The following is a 19,065-nucleotide window of genomic DNA, read 5'->3' as shown; positions in this document are numbered from 1 at the left end:
GCACTGGAAAATTTCGTTATTTTTATTTGAAAATTAACTGCAACTATTTTCAATCAAAGATATAACTTTCTCTTGATCATCTTCACTCATATCTGGAAATATTGGCAAGCAGAGGACTTTCAGCGAAACTCTGTTAGCAACCGGAAGATTATCCGCGCGTGAAGATTGCATACCTCGATACATAGGAAACTCACTAATAAGCGGAAAAAAGTAACGGCGAGCATAAATACCGTTATTTTTTAGCATTTCATAAAGAGCATCTCGGCTTAATGGGAATTTATCGTCTATCAAAATAGGAAAATAAGAGTAATTTGCAACTTTCTGATTACTATGACCCACAACCGTAATTCCACTAATTTTACTTAGCCTTTCACGATATTTTTCGTCTACTTTACGCCGCCCGGCGAAGATAGAATCAATATATTTTAACTGTAGAAGTCCAAAAGCAGCATTAATCTCGCTCATCTTGCCATTTATACCTGGCGCCACTACTGTAACCTCATCTACAAAACCAAAATTTTTCAGATGATCAATACGCTGTTTAGTTTTTGCATCAGGACAAATAATCGCTCCACCTTCAAACGTGTTAAAAACTTTAGTTGCATGAAAACTCAATACGCTTAGGTCGCCATGGCGCAGTACGCTTCCGCCTGCATCCGTGACACCGAAAGCATGCGCAGCATCGTAGATAACTTTAATATTATAGTTATCTGCAATTTTTTGTATTGCCTGGACATCACACGGATTTCCGTAACAATGGACTGGCATAATGGCTGTAGTCTGAGGTGTTATCGCTGCTTCGATTTTTTGAGGGTCAATATTCAAGGTGTCCGGATCAATATCTACAAATACTGGCTTTATACCGTTCCACAATAAAGAATGCGCTGTTGCGACGAAAGAGTATGGAGTCGTGATGACCTCCCCACCTATCCGCAGCGATTGCAAGGCCGTGAGCAATGCAATGGTGCCATTATTGAATAACGCGATGTGCTCAACATTCAAATACTCACACAACGCGCGCTCAAGCTGCTGATGCATCGCACCACCATTGGTGAGTATTTTATTCTGCCAAATTTGCTCCAAATAAGGCATAAATTCCGCAAGAGGCGGCAAAAATGGCTGGGTTACATAAACAGGTTTATCGCTCATCCTATATTCCTAACCAAAAATGAAGCCGCCATTCACGGCCAAAATCCAAAAAATAAATACTACACTTAGTACCTATGCTTCCCCCCTCCCAGTTTCGCACCGTCCATGAGTGAGAAGCACATTTGCAGAATAATAACATGCCTGCAGTCAGTCCATTAAAAACCGCACCGACGCGCGAAATATGCCAAAACAAGGCCTTTTGCTACCACCTTTCAATTCAGCAGCTCACCAGGTAACTTTTTTGTCACACGACGAAACGCTTACAGCCGGGCGATTGCCAGGATTGCTGGCCGCCAAGGTCTACACTCGTGACGAGCCTTAGTGATTCGAAGTCCTGGCTCTAGAACGCATAGGGGCCTCGGCCATCCAGGTTGAACGCTACCCTACTCTATCTGCGCAGACCGAAACCTCAAATTTTTCGCACGCTGTCTCCGTGATCTCCGGAATAGCAAATCTGGTCTTTAGAGGTGAGAATAGCGCGCTGCCGCACAAAATACTGGCATCCAGTCAGCAACAAACCCAGTATCAAACCGACAGTCAACCCAAGCACGATAATCAATATTTTCCGGGGTTTAATAGGCGATCGCGGTTCGGAAGCCTGCTGATCAATTACAACCAGTTTAAGTGACGTCATATCTTTACCTAAGCCATTCAGCCTCGCCATTTCGGCACGTAATGGCTCTACACCGCTGAGGAACAATTCTTCATTTTTTCGATCATTGAGAATATCCACTTCACGGTTAGTCTCAAGCAGCTTCAGCTCTTTGGCTATTTCAGCCAAACGCCCTTCAGTGAAATCATCTGATTTCCGCTGTTTCATAACAAAGCGCTCAGCTTCCAATGCCTCTGTCCCCATGAAGTACAAAGGAAGCTGCTGACTATTTACTTCTGTATGCATCACATTGTAAGCAGCATTGCCGCTTTCAGAGAAAGAAGATGGCGTACTCGGTTTACGTATACCCAACGTTCTCGCTATGCTTATTGCCTCATTGAGTTGACTCAAACGATTCGTTCTTAGAATTTTCAATTGATTGCGCCGGGCATTTAACTCATCTTGTAGCTGTCCGCGCCTCAGCTGATCAGCTTCAGCTAGCTTAGCAATCCGAATTTCTTTTTCCATCTCATAATTTGAGCGAGCAACTTCATATCTGCCTTTTAATTCATTCAACCGATTATTAACTATCACTTCAAGATCAGCTGCAATCTGCCGACGCTCTATATTGATAGCGTAATCTACCAGGGTATTAAGTATAGTTACGCCATCAACATATTTAGGATAAGTTAACTCTATATTTAAATATGAGTTAAGCGTATTTCCTTTTTTTATATCTGGCCCCTGAATTCTGATGGAATCCCTATTGAACTCTTCAAAGCTTTGCTCAAGCGTACGCCCGGGCTGAACAAAAGGCTCAAATAGATTTTGGTTAGCCCGAAAAAAAGCCAAACGTGTTTCATAAGATTCTAGGGCAGCTCCAACCTTAATCAGTGCATTTTCAGGAGAAAGCTGATAGATATTTGAACGATTAAGCGCATCTAATTCATTGATAGCCGCCGGACGCAGCACGCTATTCACACGATATTCGGGCTTTGAGAAAAATGCATAACTTGCCGAGAGTAGACCGGCACTTGCAACGGCAATAAAAATTGTGGTCTTTTTTTGCCATATGAAGCGTACCAGTGCAAATAGATCGACTTCATCAGACAAGTGAGCCGAGGGGACGCGAAAACTGCTAGTCACAACAAAAACCTGCCTTCAAAGAGAAACTGCGGGCTCGTTATGCAGACAAAATTGTGTTTTTTACTCTAATTAGATGACCGCCAAAACCCAGCGTCTCTGCCAAATTTTGAGCGCACAAAATGCCCGTTATCGAGAACAGATTTCATTTTGCCATCTCGCTAACATATTACAAGGCTTGACATATCTGTAAGGCGCTTCCTATGCGCCTAGGGACAACCCTTACGAGACACGTGCGACGTTAGCGTAATAAAGATGAAACGGCGGCGCTCAATGATATGGCGAGAAAACCGGCGTAGAGGGGAGACATCATCTTCATGCTGTCTGAAATTCAAGAATGAACAGATGAAAAAAATCCGACAGACGGTAAGAGCGTTTCTATTCGCTTCCAGCGGCGCTGACCGCGCCAGCTAGGATTGAGCGCTCTGAATCGGCTTACGTCGCCGACTACGCATTATCATGCCCAACAGCGGCCCTATCAGCATGCCGACGATCAGCGCCAGCACGATGAATACTGATACGGGAAACTGCCCGCTCGTCTGGCCCAGTAACGACAGCGATACACTCTGTTGGTTTTCAAGCACGAAGGCCAAAACTACAAAAGCTACAAGCAACACCGCAACCACCAGTGCAACGCGCCTAACCCCACGCATAACCTTCTCCTACCCCAAAAACACTCAGACGCCCTCTTCCTCTTCTTCGTTCACCCGGTCGCGCAATTCCTTGCCCGGCTTGAAGTGGGGAACGAACTTTCCGTCGAGGCTGACGGATTGGCCGGTCTTTGGGTTGCGGCCTACGCGTGGTGCGCGGTAGTGCAGGGAGAAACTGCCGAAGCCGCGAATTTCGATGCGATCTCCGGTGGCAAGGCATTGGGACATTTGCTCAAGCATGGTCTTGATAGCCAGCTCCACATCCTTGGATGAGAGCAGCCCTTGATGGGTGACAATTCGTTCGATCAACTCCGACTTCGTCATATTTTTCCCTTCTTTTTCAAGCAGCTAGGAAAAGCGCTTCAAAGGTTTTAGCATGACTTGATGAATTTGAACAGCCCGTGCATAAACTAATATACGACTGAATAAACACTGACGAACAAAGCTCCTCAGGCTATTTGCAGATTACGAGCATCTTGCGTGTGACGGCTCCTGCCGGGTTCCATCCGAACAAGTAGTCGCCCTCTTCATCCGTGGCGTCGCTGGAGCGCGTGATGACCTTGTAGCCCTGCATCTTGCACTCGCGTGCAGCGCGCTTCTCGCACTTCTCCCACTTGTTGCCTAAGCCCGAGCAGTCGATCTCTACACCGCTGACGCCGCGCTTCACATAAGTTTTTGCACTGGTGCTTGCGCACCCTGCCAGCATTACCAGGGCGAGCACTACGATAAGCCTGTTCATCCGAATCCTTATTGAAACAACAGCGTTGGTGAAGTCTTTCTGAAGACTATAGTCACTTCCGACACTGAGCTGAACGCGTTGGTTCTAAGTTGTTGATTCAACAAATTTCAGGCACAAAAAAGGGCGACCGAAGTCGCCCTTTTCCTACAGCTTTTACAGAACTTAGTTCTGCTTAGCCATTGCTTCGCGCAGCAGGGAGGCCATGGTGGTCTCGCCAGTTGCAGCTGCCGGAGCTTCTTTCAGGCTCTGGATAGCTTCTTTCTCTTCAACTTCGTCTTTCGACTTGATGGAGAGTTGGATTACGCGGCTCTTACGGTCAACGCTGATGATCTTGGCTTCTACTTCCTGGCCTTCTTTCAGTACGTTGCGCGCATCTTCAACGCGGTCACGGCTGATTTCGGAGGCTTTCAGAGTCGCTTCGATATCGTCGGCCAGAGTGATGATGGCGCCTTTAGCGTCAACTTCTTTCACAGTGCCCTTAACGATTGCGCCTTTATCGTTCTCTTGAACGTACTCGGAGAACGGATCGCTTTCCAGTTGCTTGATACCCAGGGAGATGCGCTCGCGCTCTGGGTCAACCGACAGGATAACGGTGTCCAGCTCGTCGCCCTTCTTGAAACGACGAACAGCTTCTTCGCCCACTTCGTTCCAGGAGATGTCGGACAGGTGAACCAGGCCGTCGATGCCGCCGTCCAGACCAATGAAGATACCGAAATCGGTGATCGACTTGATGGTGCCGGAGATTTTATCGCCCTTGTTGAACTGGCCGGAGAAATCTTCCCATGGGTTAGATTTGCACTGCTTGATGCCCAGGGAGATACGACGACGCTCTTCGTCGATGTCCAGAACCATAACTTCCACTTCGTCGCCGACTTGTACGACTTTCGAAGGGTGGATGTTCTTGTTGGTCCAGTCCATTTCGGAAACGTGTACCAGGCCTTCCACGCCTTCTTCCAGCTCAGCGAAGCAGCCGTAGTCGGTCAGGTTGGTAACACGCGCGGTCACGCGAGTGCCTTCTGGGTAACGTGCTTTGATAGCAACCCATGGATCTTCGCCCAGCTGCTTCAAGCCCAGGGAAACGCGGTTGCGCTCACGATCGTACTTCAGAACCTTTACATCGATCTCGTCGCCAACGTTGACGATTTCGGAAGGATGCTTGATACGCTTCCAAGCCATGTCGGTAATGTGCAGCAGGCCATCGACGCCACCCAGATCGACGAATGCGCCGTAATCGGTGAGGTTTTTGACGATACCTTTGACTTGTTGGCCTTCCTGCAGGGATTCCAGCAGAGCTTCACGCTCGGCGGAGTTCTCTGCTTCCAGGACGCTGCGACGGGAAACGACAACGTTGTTGCGCTTCTGGTCGAGCTTGATGACCTTGAATTCGAGTTCTTTGCCTTCCAGGTGCGTGGTGTCACGCACTGGACGAACGTCGACCAAAGAACCTGGCAGGAACGCACGGATGCCGTTAACGTCGACAGTGAAGCCGCCTTTAACCTTACCGTTGATAACGCCCTTGACCACTTCTTCAGCTGCGAAGGCTGCTTCGAGAACAATCCAGCATTCAGCGCGCTTGGCTTTTTCACGGGACAGCTTGGTTTCACCGAAACCGTCTTCAACCGAGTCCAGAGCAACGTGAACTTCGTCACCGACATTGATTGTCAGATCACCAGCATCGTTGTAGAACTGTTCCAGCGGGATCAGAGCTTCAGACTTCAGACCAGCGTGAACGGTTACCCAGCGAGCTTGGTAATCGATATCAACGATAACACCGGTGATGATGGAGCCTGCCTGAAGGTTCAGGGTTTTTAGGCTTTCTTCAAAGAGTTCCGCAAAGCTTTCGCTCATTTTAATTCCTGTTGATAAGGGCGAAGAATACGCCCATCTCCACACCCCAGACGGTGTGGGTCAGTTTCAATTAAAAGAAGCACCACAGGACTATGACTGGTCCCCTGCAGCCTTCTTGGTCACCCGGCGATGTCGCGAATGGCGATCTCGCTCATGATGCGTTCCAGCACCTGATCGATGGACAACTCCGTGGAATCCAGCTGGATGGCATCAGCCGCCGGTTTGAGCGGGGCTACTGCGCGCTGGGTATCACGCTCATCGCGTGCACGGATCTCATCTAGCAGACTCGACAGACTAACACCATCGACTTTGCCCTTCAACTGCAAGTAGCGGCGGCGCGCCCGTTCCTCGGCGCTGGCCGTCAGGAAAATCTTCAGCGGCGCGTCGGGAAACACCACGGTGCCCATGTCGCGGCCGTCGGCCACCAGCCCCGGCGCTTCCTGGAAAGCCCGCTGACGCTGCAGCAACGCGTCACGCACCGCCGGCAGCGCGGCAACCTGGGAGGCCAAGGAGCCTACCTGTTCGTTACGCAGGTCGTCCGTCACATCATCGCCTTCGAGGATGATGCGCTGGGGATGGCCTTCCGTCGCCCCGACGAACTGCACATCAAGGTGCGCCGCCAGCAGTTTCAGGGATTCCTCGTTGGTCAAATCGACGCCATGATTGCGCGCAGCAAATGCCAGCAGACGATACAGCGCGCCGGAATCCAGCAGGCCCCAGCCGAGGCGCTTGGCCAGGATGCCGGCGATCGTGCCTTTACCCGAACCGCTTGGCCCGTCGATGGTTATCACCGGTGCTTTGATATTCACAATTGAGCCTCTTGGGCAACACGGATGCCGACTTGGGCACACAGTGTAAGAAAATTCGGAAAAGACGTAGCAACATTGGCGCAGTAATGGATACGAATCGGCGCCGCCGCCCTTAGAGCAGCCACACTGAAGGCCATCGCGATGCGGTGGTCGCCATGGGCATGAACCTCACCACCGGCCATCGGGCCACCGTCAATGATAAGCCCATCCGGGGTGGCTTCACACTTCACACCCAGCGCCGCCAGACCGTCGGCCATGACCTGGATGCGATCGGACTCCTTCACACGCAGCTCCTGGGCACCGCGCAACACAGTGCGCCCCGCAGCACACGCAGCTGCGATAAATAACACCGGAAACTCATCGATCGCCAACGGCACCAAAGCCTCGGGAATCTCGATACCTTTCAACGCCGCAGCGCGTACCCGCAGATCGGCAACCGGCTCCGCGCCCACTTCGCGCAGGTTTTCCACGCGGATATCCGCGCCCATCAACCGCAGGATATCGATCACCCCAGTCCGCGTCGGATTGATACCAACGTGCTCCAGCACCAACTCCGAACCCTCGGCAATCGAAGCAGCCACCAGAAAGAACGCCGCCGAGGAGATATCCCCCGGCACTTCAATCGAGGTCGCCGCCAACGCATGGCCGGACTCGACCGACGCCGTCGCGCCCTCCACCGTCACCGGATAACCAAAACCACGCAGCATGCGTTCGGTATGATCGCGGGTCGGCGCGGGCTCAGTCACCGCAGTCCTGCCGTCGGCATACAGGCCGGCCAGCAGCAGGCTGGATTTAACCTGGGCACTGGCCATCGGCAGCGTGTAGGTCAAGCCCTTCAATGGCTGGCCGCCACGGATGGTCAACGGTGGGCGACCTTGCGGGCCGGTCTCGATCAGCGCGCCCATCGCCCGCAGCGGCTCGGCCACGCGGTTCATCGGGCGCTTGGACAGCGACGCATCGCCGGTCAACACGCTGTCGAAGCGTTGCGCGGCCAGCAACCCACAGAGCAGCCGCATGGACGTACCGGAGTTACCCAGATAAATCGGCCCGGGTGCAGGCTTCAAGCCATGCAGGCCCACACCATGGATGGTCACGCGACCATGGTGCGGCCCCTCGATCACCACCCCCATGTCGCGAAACGCCTGCAAGGTCGCCAGGGCATCTTCGCCCTCCAGGAAACCTTCGATCTCGGTTACGCCCTCAGCCAACGAGCCTAGCATGATCGACCGATGGGAGATCGACTTGTCGCCCGGCACCCGGATGCGACCGTTCAAGCGGCCACCCGGGTTGGCGAGAAACGTCAGCGCTTGGGCGTCCACAGCGGTTTCCATATAGGCCCGGCGAGCCAGGATCTTGCTGAAATGTTCACGCGCCACCCGCGCACGAGTGAACACCCCCAATAATTGATGGCCGTCCCCGGCATCCACCGCGTCGCGTAAGGCGTCGAGGTCGCTGCGGAAGGTGTCTAGCGTGCGCAACACCGCCTCGCGATTAGCCAGGAAGATGTCGTGCCACATCACCGGGTCGCTGCCGGCAATGCGCGTGAAATCGCGGAAACCACCGGCGGCATAACGAAAAATCTCAAGGTTCTCGTTGCGCTTGGCCAGCGAATCCACCAGACCAAACGCGAGCAGGTGCGGCAGATGACTGGTCGCCGCCAGCACTTCGTCGTGGCGTTCGACCTGCATATGCTCGACATCCGCCCCCAGCTCGCGCCACAAACGATCCACCACTGCCAGAGCCGCCGGATCGGTTTGCTCAAGCGGCGTGAGGATGACTTTGTGGCGGCGGAACAACTGCGCATTCGACGCCTCGACCCCGCTCTGCTCGGAGCCGGCAATCGGATGCCCAGGCACGAAGCGCGCCGGCATGCCGCCAAAGGCCAGTTGCGCCGCGCGCACCACGTTGCCCTTGGCACTGCCGACATCGGTAAGAATCGCTTGCCCAAGGTCCATCCGCGCAAGCACCGCGAGTAACTTCTCCATGGCCAGGATCGGTACGGCCAACTGAATCACATCGGCCCCCTGGCACGCCAGCGCCAGGTCGGCTTCGCAGCGATCTACTACGCCCAGCTCAACCGCCAACTGGCGCGATTGCGGGTCCAGATCGACGCCTACCACCTCGCCGCATAGCCCGCTTTCACGCAGGCCCCTGGCGAATGAACCACCGATCAACCCCAGGCCGACCACCACCAGGCGACCGATCATAGGCACAACAGGTTGCAATGCAGTGACATCAACCACGAGCCAGAACCTTGGCCAGCGCCTCCAGGAAGCGGCTGTTTTCAGCCGGCAGACCGATGGTGACTCGCAGGTGGTTCGGCATGCCGTAATTGGCCACCGGGCGCACGATCACGCCTTCGCGCAGCAACCCCTGGAATACCGGCGCGGCTACCTGGCCGAGGTCGACGCAAATGAAATTACCCTTGGACGGGATCCAACCCAGGCCCAACTCACGGAAGCCGTCCTGCAACTGCTGCATACCACGCTCGTTGAGGCGACGGCTTTCCTCCAGGTAGTCGACATCCTTGACCGCCGCACAGGCCGCGGCCAGGGCCAGGCTGTTGACGTTGAACGGTTGACGCACCCGGTTAAGCACATCGGCGACCACCGCGCTCGACAAGCCATAGCCCACCCGCAGCGACGCCAGGCCATAGGCCTTGGAAAACGTACGCGACACCAAAAGGTTCGGATACGCGGCGAGGAAATCCAGGCCATCCGGCAGGTCGCTGCCTTCGGCGTACTCGATGTAGGCCTCGTCCAGCACCACCAGCACATGCTCGGGCACGTCCTGCAGGAAGTCATTCAAGGCCTCGGCACCGAACCAGGTGCCGGTCGGGTTGTTTGGATTCGCGATGAAGACCACGCGGGTCTGCGCATCGATAGCCGCCAGCATGGCCGGCAGGTCATGCCCCCACTCCTTGGCCGCAATCACCCGCGCCTCGGCGCCGACAGCCTGGGTCACGATCGGATAGACCGCAAATGCATGCTCGCTGAACACTGCGTTCAAGCCGGGCGCCAGGTAAGCGCGGCCGACCAACTCCAGAATGTCATTGGAGCCGTTGCCCAGGGTCACCTGGTTCAGCTCCACCCGGCATTGTTCCGCCAACAGGGACTTGAGCGCGAAGCCGTTGCCATCCGGATAGCGGGTCAGCTCGGCCAGTTCTTCACGAATCGCCGCCAGTACCTTCGGGCTCGGGCCCAGGGGGTTCTCGTTACTGGCCAGCTTGACGATGCTCGCCGGGTCCAGATTCAACTCACGCGCCAGCTCGTCCACCGGCTTGCCCGGAACGTAAGGCGACAGTTGTTGCACGCCCGGCTGCGCCAGGGCGAGGAAGTTGCCACTCATGTTAACGCCTCACAAAACCGCTTTCGGGTAAGAGCCCAGCACCTTGAGTGCCACGGCTTCCTGACTGATTTTCTCGAGCACGCCCTTGACCAGCGGGTCGCGGTGATGGCCGACGAAATCGATAAAGAACACGTAGGTCCATTTACCGCTGCGTGAAGGTCGAGTCTCGATACGCGTCAGGTCGATCCCATTGTCATGGAACGGCACCAGCAGCTCATGCAGCGCGCCAGGCTTGTTGCTCATGGAAACGATGATCGAGGTCTTGTCGTCGCCGGTCGGCGGCACTTCCTGGTTACCGATCATCAAAAAGCGCGTGGAGTTGTCCGGGCGGTCCTCGATTTTTTCGGCCAGGCGCGTCAGGCCATACAGGCCCGCCGCCATGTCACCGGCGATCGCCGCCGAGTTCCACTCGCCCTTGACCCGCTTGGCCGCCTCGGCGTTGCTGGACACCGCCACCCGCTCGACATTCGGGTAGTGGGCGTCCAGCCACTTGCGGCACTGAGCCAGGGACTGGGCGTGGGAATAGATGCGGCTGATGCTGTCGGTCTTGGTGTTCTCGCCCACCAGCAGGTGATGGTGGATACGCAGCTCGACTTCGCCGCAGATCACCATGTCGTGCTCGAGGAAGCTGTCCAGCGTGTGGTTGACCGCGCCTTCGGTGGAATTTTCCACCGGCACCACGCCGAAATTCACCGCACCGGCCGCCACTTCTCGGAACACTTCGTCGATCGCCGCCATTGGCTTGCTGATCACTGCGTGGCCGAAGTGCTTCATGGCCGCCGCCTGGGTGAAGGTGCCCTCGGGACCGAGGTAGGCCACTTTCAGCGGCTGCTCCAGGGCCAGGCACGACGACATGATTTCACGGAACAACCGCGCCATCTCTTCGTTACCCAGCGGCCCTTTGTTGCGCTCCATCACACGCTTGAGCACCTGGGCTTCGCGCTCCGGCCGGTAGAAAACCGGCACTTCGCCTTCCGCCAGGGACGCCATCTTCACCCGCGCCACTTCCTGGGCGCACCGCGCGCGCTCACTGATCAGCTCCAGGACTTTCTCATCCAGGCTGTCAATGCGCACGCGCAGGGCCTTGAGTTCTTGTTCAGACATTAGCCGTGTTCCTTTTCGAACTCTGCCATGTAGGCCACCAGCGCGTTGATCGCGTTGATGTCGACAGCGTTGTAGATGGAGGCGCGCATGCCGCCCACCGAACGGTGACCCTTGAGGTTGAGCAGACCGCGCTCGTCCGCGCCGGCCAGGAACGGCTTGTCCAGGCGATCGTCGGCCAGGCGGAATGGCACGTTCATCCACGAGCGATCGGTTTTGTTGATCGGATTGCTGTAGAGGCCGCTGGCGTCGATGAAGTCGTACAGGGTGCGCTTCTTCACTTCATTAAGCTTGCCCATGGCCGCCACGCCGCCCTGCTCCTTGAGCCACTCGAACACCAGGCCGGAGAGGTACCAGGCGAAGGCCGGCGGGGTGTTGTACATCGAGCCGTTATCGGCCGCGACCTTGTAGTTGAGCATGGTCGGGCAGACCGACCGGGCGCGGCCCAGCAGGTCTTCGCGGATAATGTTGACCAGAATGCCGCTCGGGCCGATGTTCTTCTGGGCCCCGGCGTAGATCATGCCGTAGCGCGACACGTCGATGGGACGCGAGAGAATGTCCGAGGACATGTCGCACACCAGCGGAACGTCACCCACTTGCGGTACCCAGTCGAATTCAAGGCCGCCGATGGTTTCGTTCGCGACGTAGTGCACGTACGCCGCGTCTTTCGACAGCTTCCACTCGTTCTGTCCGGGAATGGCGAAATAATCGTAAGGCTTGGCGGTGCCCGCCACATTGACGTGGCCGTAGCGCGAGGCCTCCTCAATCGCTTTCTGCCCCCAGATGCCGGTGTCGATATAGTCCGCAGTGCCGTCTTCCGGCAGCAGGTTCAGCGGGATCTGGGCGAATTGCTGGCTGGCACCGCCTTGCAGGAACAGCACTTTGTAGTTGGATGGAATGTCGAGCAAGTCGCGCAGATCCTGCTCGGCCTTGGTGGCGATGGACACGAACTCATCGCTGCGATGGCTCATTTCCATCACGGAGAGGCCTTTTCCATGCCAGTCGAGGAGTTCACCCTGCGCGCGCTGCAGGACTGCTTCAGGAAGCGCCGCGGGACCGGCACAGAAGTTATAGGCTCTCTTGCTCACATCCAATCTCACTCTGATCTGGTGGGGCTGCAATCATGTTCGGTAACAACCTTTCTCCGGAGCGAACCCTTGTGGGAGCTGGCTTGCCTGCGATAAGGGCACCTCGGTAGCGCAGTGATACCGCGGCGCCACCATCGCAGGCGAGCCAGCTCCCACATTGACCGCGTCCAGCCAAAGGACGTGTTATTTCATAAGGGACAAACAACAAGGGGGCGAATCTTCATCCGCCCCCTGTGTGTCCGCTTATTCCTGCGGTTCTTCTTCGTCTGCGGCAGCGTCGAGGGTTGGCTCGTCGACGGTGTCATCGCCCGTTGCGATCACCTCGCCTTCGAACTCCTCACCTTCCAGCTCTTCGCCTTCGACTTCCGATGGTTCCTGGACGCGTTCCAGGCCCACCAGTTTTTCGTCCTTGGCCAGCTTGATCAAGGTAACGCCCTGGGTATTACGGCCCAGGCTCGACACTTCGGCCACGCGGGTACGGACCAGGGTGCCCTGGTCGGAAATCAGCATGATTTCCTCGCCGTCGAGCACCTGCACCGCGCCGACCAGACGGCCGTTGCGATCGTTGCTGACCATGGCGATCACGCCCTGGCCGCCACGCTTGTACTCCGGGAACTCGCTGATGGCGGTGCGCTTGCCATAACCACGCTCGGAAGCGGTGAGGATCTGGCTGCCTTCTTCCGGGATCAGCATCGAAATCAGCTTCTGCCCTTCCGGCAGACGCATGCCGCGCACACCGCGAGCGGTACGGCCCATGGCGCGAACGTCGGATTCCTTGAAGCGAGTGACCTTGCCGCCGTCGGAGAACAGCATGACTTCACGTTCGCCATCGGTGATGGCGGCCGAGATCAGCACGTCGCCTTCGTCCAGCTCCAGGGCGATCAGGCCCACGCTGCGCTGACGGCTGAAGGATTCCAGCGGGGTCTTCTTCACAGTGCCCTTGGCGGTGGCCATGAAGATGAAGTGACCTTCGGTGTATTCCTCGACCGGCAGCATGGTGGTGATGTACTCATCACTGTCCAGCGGCAGCAGGTTGACCAATGGGCGACCACGGGCGGCACGGGAGGCCTCCGGGATCTCGTAGGTCTTGAGCCAGTACACCTTGCCCTTGCTGGAGAACAGCAGCAGCGTGGTGTGGCTGTTGGCGACCAACAGGTGAGCGATGTAGTCCTCGTCCTTCACGCCGGTAGCCGATTTACCTTTACCGCCACGACGCTGGGCCTGGTAGGCCGCCAACGGTTGGGTCTTGGCATAACCGCCGTGGGAGATGGTCACCACGCGCTCTTCTTCCGGGATCATGTCACCCAGGGTCAGGTCGAGGCGCGCATCGAGGATCTCGGTGCGGCGCACGTCGCCGTATTCGGCGCGGATCACTTCCAGTTCTTCGCGGATCACTTCCATCAGGCGCACGGCGCTGCTGAGGATGCGGATCAACTCGCCGATCTGGTTGAGGATTTCCTGGTACTCGGCCAGCAGCTTCTCGTGCTCCAGACCGGTGAGGCGATGCAGACGCAGCTCCAGGATCGCCTGGGCCTGTTCCGGCGAGAGGAAGTACTTGCCTTCGCGCAGACCGTATTGCGGGTCCAGGGTCTCAGGACGGCAGGAATCGGCACCGGCACGTTCAACCATCGCGACAACCGCGCTGGATTCCCAGGGCGTGCTGATCAGCGCTTCCTTGGCTTCCGACGGGGTTGGCGAGGCTTTGATCAGGGCGATCACCGGGTCGATGTTCGACAGCGCAACCGCCTGGCCTTCCAGGATGTGGCCGCGCTCGCGGGCCTTGCGCAGTTCGAACACGGTACGGCGGGTGACCACTTCGCGACGGTGACGCACGAAGGCTTCCAGCAGATCCTTGAGGTTCAGGATGCGCGGGCGACCGTCGATCAGGGCCACCACGTTGATACCAAACACGCTTTGCAGCTGGGTCTGGGCGTAGAGGTTGTTGAGGATCACCTCCGGCACTTCGCCGCGACGCAGCTCGATCACGACGCGCATACCGTCCTTGTCGGACTCGTCGCGCAGCTCGGTGATGCCTTCGAGCTTCTTCTCCTTGACCAGCTCGGCGATCTTCTCGATCAGGCGCGCCTTGTTCAACTGGTATGGGAGTTCGGTAATGACGATCTGCTGGCGGCCACCGACCTTGTCGATGTCTTCGATGATCGAGCGGGCGCGCATGTAAATGCGCCCGCGACCGGTGCGGTAGGCTTCGATGATACCGGCGCGGCCGTTGATGATCGCGGCGGTCGGGAAGTCCGGGCCGGGGATGTATTGCATCAGCTCATCGACGGTCAGCTCAGGGTTGTCGATGAGGGCCAGGCAACCGTCGATGACTTCACCGAGGTTGTGCGGCGGGATGTTGGTGGCCATGCCCACGGCGATACCGCTGGAACCGTTGACCAGCAGGTTGGGGATCTTGGTAGGCATGACGGCCGGGATCATTTCGGTGCCGTCGTAGTTCGGCACCCAGTCCACGGTTTCTTTATGCAGGTCGGCCAGCAGCTCGTGCGCCAGCTTGGTCATGCGCACTTCGGTGTATCGCATGGCCGCGGCGTTGTCGCCGTCGACCGAACCGAAGTTGCCCTGGCCGTCTACCAGCAGGTAGCGCAGGGAAAACGGCTGGGCCATACGTACGATGGTGTCGTACACCGCAGTGTCGCCGTGAGGGTGATACTTACCGATCACGTCACCGACAACACGGGCAGATTTCTTGTACGGCTTGTTCCAGTCGTTACCCAGCTCGCTCATCGCGAACAGCACACGCCGGTGCACGGGCTTCAAGCCATCGCGCGCATCAGGCAGTGCTCGACCGACAATCACGCTCATCGCGTAGTCGAGGTAGGACTGTTTCAGCTCGTCTTCGATATTGACCGGGAGGATTTCTTTGGCCAGTTCGCCCATGAGAAGCCTGATTCCTTTTTCGGGTGAAACTTCGTCACATCCATTCGGGACGAACGAAGCTCGCCGCTGCCGGCAGAGTGCCTGGCAACGACTTACGACAAATCAACGAGTTATGACACGGATCTGCACGTTATAGGACACCCCTCGGGGTGGCCTTGGAAACCGCCGGATGTTATCACAATCGCCGCCACGCACCTATCCCCTTGATGGGCATGGAGCATAGTAAGTTGACGGATGACAGGCTTGAGGGCGACGAGAGGGGCTCAGAGGTGGGGTGGTGGTGTTTTTCGAGGGCGGATCCGAGGGTTTTATTGACTTTCAGGGCCAATCGGGGGCAAGCCCCCTCCCACATTTGACGGTGTTCACACTTCAAGTGTGAGAGGGGGCTTGCCCCCGATGACCATTTCAGCCCCCACACAAACTTCAGTGCAGCCGCTTACGGCACATCAACTTGGCCAATTTCGCGGTGTCCGGCCGCTCGACGATGCCTTTTTCGGTCACGATCACATCGATCAGGTCGGCAGGGGTCACGTCGAACACCGGGTTGTAGGCCCCTACGTCCAGGCGCTGCCCCACCACCTCCAGCAACTCGCCAGCATCGCGCTGTTCCAGCGCAACGTCATCGCCGGTAGCCATCATCAGGTCCAGGGTTGAACTCGGCGCCACCACCATAAAACGCACGCCGTGGTGCATGGCGCAGACCGCCAGTTGATAGGTGCCGATCTTGCCGATCACATCACCGTTGGCGGCGATGCAGTCGGCACCCACGATCACCCAGGTCACCCCTTTGGTCTTGAGGATATGCGCGCCGGCCGAGTCGGCATTCACCAGTACCGGGATGCCTTCGCCGGCCAACTCCCAGGCGCTCAGGCGCGAGCCTTGCAGCCACGGGCGCGTTTCATTGACATAAACCTGCTCGACCATGCCTTCCAGGAAGGCACCGCGGATCACTCCCAACGCCGTGCCGACCCCGCCGGTAGCCAGCGCGCCCGCGTTGCCGTGGGTCAGAATGGCCTGGGCATTGCCCTGGTGCCTGCGGATCAGTTCGACGCCCAATTGCGCCATGGTGAGGTTGGCCTCGCGGTCACTCTCGTGAATCGCGACGGCCTCGGCTTCCAGCGCAACCAGCGGATCGGCGTGCGGCTTGAGACGGTCGAGGCGCTCGCGCATGCACTTGAGGGCCCAGAACAGGTTCGACGCGGTTGGACGGGTATCGGCGAGCAGTGCGTAGTCTTCTTCCCAACCGGCCTGCCAGTCACCGCCCTCGGCGATGCGTGCCCGAGCGGCGAGCACCAGGCCATAGGCGGCGCTGATACCGATGGCTGCCGCGCCACGCACGACCATCGCGCGAATGGCCTGCGCCACTTCATCCACCGTGGCGCAGGCTATCCAACTCTCCCGGGACGGCAAGGCACGTTGGTCGAGCAGGTGCAGCGTGCCGTCGCGCCAATCGATGGCCTTCACTTTCTCCGCTGCCAACAGTCGATCGCGCATCCCTTACTCCGCACTCATGAACAAAAGCCGCCGATTATAGCGATCCGCCAGCCAGGACGCTCGGGTATACTTCGCGCTTCTTTTATAGCTGTCCAGGAAGAAGCCCGCGATGACCGCCACTGCCGCCCCGCTCGACATCTTGCTGCTGCCGACCTGGCTGGTGCCTGTGGAGCCGGCCGGCGTGGTACTCAAGGAACATGGCCTGGGGATTCGCGACGGGCGCATTGCCTTTATCGGCCCGCGGGCGGCGGCACTGAAGCTGCAGGCCACCGAGGTGCGCGAGCTGCCGGGCATGCTGCTCAGCCCCGGCTTGATCAATGCCCACGGGCACGCGGCGATGAGCCTGTTTCGCGGCCTGGCCGACGACCTGCCGCTGATGACCTGGCTGGAAAAACACATCTGGCCCGCCGAGGCCAAGTGGGTCGACGAGGCCTTCGTACGCGACGGCACCGACCTGGCGATCGCCGAACAGCTCAAAGGCGGCATCAGCTGTTTCTCCGACATGTACTTCTACCCCAAGGTCGCCAGCGACTGCGTGCACAACAGCGGCATGCGCGCACAGATCGCGATTCCGATCCTCGACTTTCCGATCCCCGGCGCCGGCAGCGCCGATGAAGCGATCCGCCAGGGCATCGAGCTGTTCGGCGACCTCAAGCACCACCCGCGCATCAAGATCACCTTCGGCCCCCATGCGCCCTACACCGTCTGCGACGCCAACCTGGAGAAAATCCGGGTCATCGCCGAAGAACTCGACGCCGCCATCCATATGCATGTCCACGAAACCGCCTTCGAGGTGCAGCAAGCCGTCGAAAAGACCGGCGAGCGACCGTTGGCGCGCCTGGGTCGCCTGGGGCTGCTGGGGCCGCGCTTCCAGGCCGTTCACATGACCCAAATCAGCGAGGACGACCTGGTTTTGCTGGTAGAAAGCAATACCAGCGTGATTCATTGCCCCGAGTCGAACCTGAAACTGGCCAGTGGCTTCTGCCCGGTGGAACGTCTGTGGCAGGCTGGCGTTAATGTGGCCCTGGGCACCGACGGCGCCGCCAGCAACAACGACTTGGACTTGCTCGGCGAAACCCGCACCGCTGCGATGCTGGCCAAGGCCGTCGCCGGTTCGGCCACCGCTCTGGATGCGCATCGCGCGCTGCGCATGGCTACGCTCAATGGTGCGCGCGCCATGGGCCTGGAAAATGAGATCGGCTCGCTGGAAGTGGGCAAGGCGGCGGACATCGTCGCCTTCGATCTGTCGGGGCTGGCGCAACAACCGATCTACGATCCGGTCTCACAGCTTATATATGCCACCGGACGTGACAGCGTGAAACACCTTTGGGTCGCCGGCAAGCAGTTGCTCGACGACCGGCAATTGACCCGCATGGATGAGCAACAGTTGACCGCCACGGCCATCGCCTGGGGCCGGCGCATCAGCGGGCAGCACGAATAACGACGGTGTTGAACCCGCGCGTTCAGCACCGGCCAACCGATTTATCAGATTCAGAGGATGCACCATGAGCAACGTCGATCACGCCGAAATCGCCAAATTCGAAGCCCTGGCTCACCGCTGGTGGGACCGCGAAAGCGAGTTCAAACCGCTGCACGACATCAACCCGCTGCGAGTCAACTGGATTGACGAACGCGTCAATCTGGCCGGCAAGAAGGTGCTGGACGTCGGCTGCGGCGGCGGCATCCTCAGCGAAGCCATGGCCCAGCGCGGCGCCACGGTGATGGGAATCGACATGGGCGAAGCGCCACTGGCCGTGGCCCAGCTGCACCAGTTGGAGTCCGGCGTGAGCGTTGAATACCGCCAGATCACCGCCGAAGCCCTGGCCGAGGAAATGCCCGGGCAATTCGACGTGGTCACGTGCCTGGAAATGCTCGAACACGTGCCGGACCCGTCCTCGGTGATCCGCGCGTGCTTCCGTATGGTCAAGCCGGGCGGCCAAGTGTTTTTCTCCACCATCAACCGCAACCCCAAGGCGTACCTGTTCGCGATCATCGGCGCCGAGTACATCATGAAGCTGTTGCCGCGCGGCACCCACGACTTCAAGAAATTCATCCGCCCTTCCGAGCTGGGGGCCTGGAGCCGCCAGGCCGGGCTGACCGTCAAGGACATCATCGGCCTGACCTACAACCCGCTGACCAAGCACTACAAGCTGGCCAACGACGTCGACGTCAATTACATGATCCAGACCCTGCGCGAGGAGTAAGC

At 57.8% G+C, this 19,065-nt stretch carries 15 protein-coding genes; 2 read left to right on the top strand and 13 right to left on the bottom strand.

Features of this window, described 5'->3' with window-relative positions; genetic code table 11:
- Nucleotides 1–33 precede the first annotated feature (33 nt).
- The 13 genes from G7025_RS08930 to mtnA all read right to left on the bottom strand — a co-directional run bounded on the left by G7025_RS08930 (nucleotide 34) and on the right by mtnA (nucleotide 16,859).
- On the bottom strand, nucleotides 34–1,149 hold the full coding sequence (locus G7025_RS08930; protein WP_181078244.1) for a DegT/DnrJ/EryC1/StrS family aminotransferase: 1,116 nt from the start codon (nucleotides 1,147–1,149) through the stop codon (nucleotides 34–36).
- Between the two features lie 409 nt (nucleotides 1,150–1,558).
- Nucleotides 1,559–2,887, bottom strand: coding sequence for a Wzz/FepE/Etk N-terminal domain-containing protein (locus G7025_RS08925; RefSeq protein WP_181078242.1), 1,329 nt, complete (start codon nucleotides 2,885–2,887; stop codon nucleotides 1,559–1,561).
- 407 nt (nucleotides 2,888–3,294) lie between these two features.
- On the bottom strand, nucleotides 3,295–3,537 hold the full coding sequence (locus tag G7025_RS08920; RefSeq protein WP_181078241.1) for a LapA family protein: 243 nt from the start codon (nucleotides 3,535–3,537) through the stop codon (nucleotides 3,295–3,297).
- Between the two features lie 24 nt (nucleotides 3,538–3,561).
- Complete coding sequence (gene ihfB / locus G7025_RS08915; protein WP_003189779.1) at nucleotides 3,562–3,858, bottom strand: integration host factor subunit beta; 297 nt, start codon at nucleotides 3,856–3,858, stop codon at nucleotides 3,562–3,564.
- A 130-nt stretch (nucleotides 3,859–3,988) separates the two neighbouring features.
- Complete coding sequence (locus G7025_RS08910) at nucleotides 3,989–4,273, bottom strand: hypothetical protein (protein WP_181078239.1); 285 nt, start codon at nucleotides 4,271–4,273, stop codon at nucleotides 3,989–3,991.
- Between the two features lie 162 nt (nucleotides 4,274–4,435).
- On the bottom strand, nucleotides 4,436–6,121 hold the full coding sequence (gene rpsA / locus G7025_RS08905) for a 30S ribosomal protein S1 (protein WP_124361860.1): 1,686 nt from the start codon (nucleotides 6,119–6,121) through the stop codon (nucleotides 4,436–4,438).
- A gap of 119 nt (nucleotides 6,122–6,240) precedes the next feature.
- Complete coding sequence (gene cmk, locus G7025_RS08900) at nucleotides 6,241–6,930, bottom strand: (d)CMP kinase (RefSeq protein ID WP_181078237.1); 690 nt, start codon at nucleotides 6,928–6,930, stop codon at nucleotides 6,241–6,243.
- Nucleotides 6,927–9,137: a bifunctional prephenate dehydrogenase/3-phosphoshikimate 1-carboxyvinyltransferase gene (locus tag G7025_RS08895; protein WP_181078296.1), complete on the bottom strand. Its 2,211-nt coding sequence runs from the start codon at nucleotides 9,135–9,137 to the stop codon at nucleotides 6,927–6,929. The genes cmk and G7025_RS08895 overlap by 4 nt, the downstream gene beginning before the upstream one ends.
- A gap of 28 nt (nucleotides 9,138–9,165) precedes the next feature.
- Nucleotides 9,166–10,278, bottom strand: a complete 1,113-nt coding sequence (hisC, locus tag G7025_RS08890; protein WP_181078235.1) for a histidinol-phosphate transaminase — start codon at nucleotides 10,276–10,278, stop codon at nucleotides 9,166–9,168.
- A 9-nt stretch (nucleotides 10,279–10,287) separates the two neighbouring features.
- Entirely contained in the window at nucleotides 10,288–11,382 is a 1,095-nt protein-coding gene (gene pheA, locus G7025_RS08885) for a prephenate dehydratase (protein WP_034096534.1), read from the bottom strand.
- Nucleotides 11,382–12,467: a 3-phosphoserine/phosphohydroxythreonine transaminase gene (gene serC / locus G7025_RS08880; protein WP_181078233.1), complete on the bottom strand. Its 1,086-nt coding sequence runs from the start codon at nucleotides 12,465–12,467 to the stop codon at nucleotides 11,382–11,384. The genes pheA and serC overlap by 1 nt, the downstream gene beginning before the upstream one ends.
- Before the next feature lie 243 nt (nucleotides 12,468–12,710).
- Nucleotides 12,711–15,365, bottom strand: coding sequence for a DNA gyrase subunit A (gene gyrA / locus G7025_RS08875; protein ID WP_181078231.1), 2,655 nt, complete (start codon nucleotides 15,363–15,365; stop codon nucleotides 12,711–12,713).
- Between the two features lie 423 nt (nucleotides 15,366–15,788).
- Nucleotides 15,789–16,859 carry an S-methyl-5-thioribose-1-phosphate isomerase gene (gene mtnA, locus G7025_RS08870; protein WP_181078229.1) on the bottom strand — a complete coding sequence of 357 codons (1,071 nt, stop codon included), beginning with the start codon at nucleotides 16,857–16,859 and terminating at the stop codon, nucleotides 15,789–15,791.
- A gap of 109 nt (nucleotides 16,860–16,968) precedes the next feature.
- On the opposite strand from mtnA, the gene G7025_RS08865 reads away from it, so the two are divergent.
- A complete protein-coding gene (locus G7025_RS08865) occupies nucleotides 16,969–18,300 on the top strand; it encodes a TRZ/ATZ family hydrolase (protein ID WP_181078227.1) in 1,332 nt (443 codons plus the stop codon).
- Between the two features lie 64 nt (nucleotides 18,301–18,364).
- Nucleotides 18,365–19,063: a bifunctional 2-polyprenyl-6-hydroxyphenol methylase/3-demethylubiquinol 3-O-methyltransferase UbiG gene (gene ubiG, locus G7025_RS08860; RefSeq protein ID WP_181078225.1), complete on the top strand. Its 699-nt coding sequence runs from the start codon at nucleotides 18,365–18,367 to the stop codon at nucleotides 19,061–19,063.
- Nucleotides 19,064–19,065 lie beyond the last annotated feature (2 nt).

Source organism: Pseudomonas lurida (assembly GCF_013522705.1).
Classification (GTDB): domain Bacteria; phylum Pseudomonadota; class Gammaproteobacteria; order Pseudomonadales; family Pseudomonadaceae; genus Aquipseudomonas; species Aquipseudomonas quebecensis.
This window is presented reverse-complemented; position numbering and strand designations above follow the sequence as displayed.

Excerpts from the sequence above, each read along its gene's own strand:
- G7025_RS08930 (WP_181078244.1), bottom strand. The coding sequence starts at position 1,149 with ATGAGCGATAAACCTGTTTATGTAACCCAGCCATTTTTGCCGCCTCTT.
- G7025_RS08920 (WP_181078241.1), bottom strand. The coding sequence starts at position 3,537 with ATGCGTGGGGTTAGGCGCGTTGCACTGGTGGTTGCGGTGTTGCTTGTA.
- ihfB (WP_003189779.1), bottom strand. The coding sequence starts at position 3,858 with ATGACGAAGTCGGAGTTGATCGAACGAATTGTCACCCATCAAGGGCTG.
- G7025_RS08910 (WP_181078239.1), bottom strand. The coding sequence starts at position 4,273 with ATGAACAGGCTTATCGTAGTGCTCGCCCTGGTAATGCTGGCAGGGTGC.
- rpsA (WP_124361860.1), bottom strand. The coding sequence starts at position 6,121 with ATGAGCGAAAGCTTTGCGGAACTCTTTGAAGAAAGCCTAAAAACCCTG.
- G7025_RS08895 (WP_181078296.1), bottom strand. The coding sequence starts at position 9,137 with ATGATCGGTCGCCTGGTGGTGGTCGGCCTGGGGTTGATCGGTGGTTCA.
- hisC (WP_181078235.1), bottom strand. The coding sequence starts at position 10,278 with ATGAGTGGCAACTTCCTCGCCCTGGCGCAGCCGGGCGTGCAACAACTG.
- pheA (WP_034096534.1), bottom strand. The coding sequence starts at position 11,382 with ATGTCTGAACAAGAACTCAAGGCCCTGCGCGTGCGCATTGACAGCCTG.
- gyrA (WP_181078231.1), bottom strand. The coding sequence starts at position 15,365 with ATGGGCGAACTGGCCAAAGAAATCCTCCCGGTCAATATCGAAGACGAG.
- mtnA (WP_181078229.1), bottom strand. The coding sequence starts at position 16,859 with ATGCGCGATCGACTGTTGGCAGCGGAGAAAGTGAAGGCCATCGATTGG.
- G7025_RS08865 (WP_181078227.1), top strand. The coding sequence starts at position 16,969 with ATGACCGCCACTGCCGCCCCGCTCGACATCTTGCTGCTGCCGACCTGG.
- ubiG (WP_181078225.1), top strand. The coding sequence starts at position 18,365 with ATGAGCAACGTCGATCACGCCGAAATCGCCAAATTCGAAGCCCTGGCT.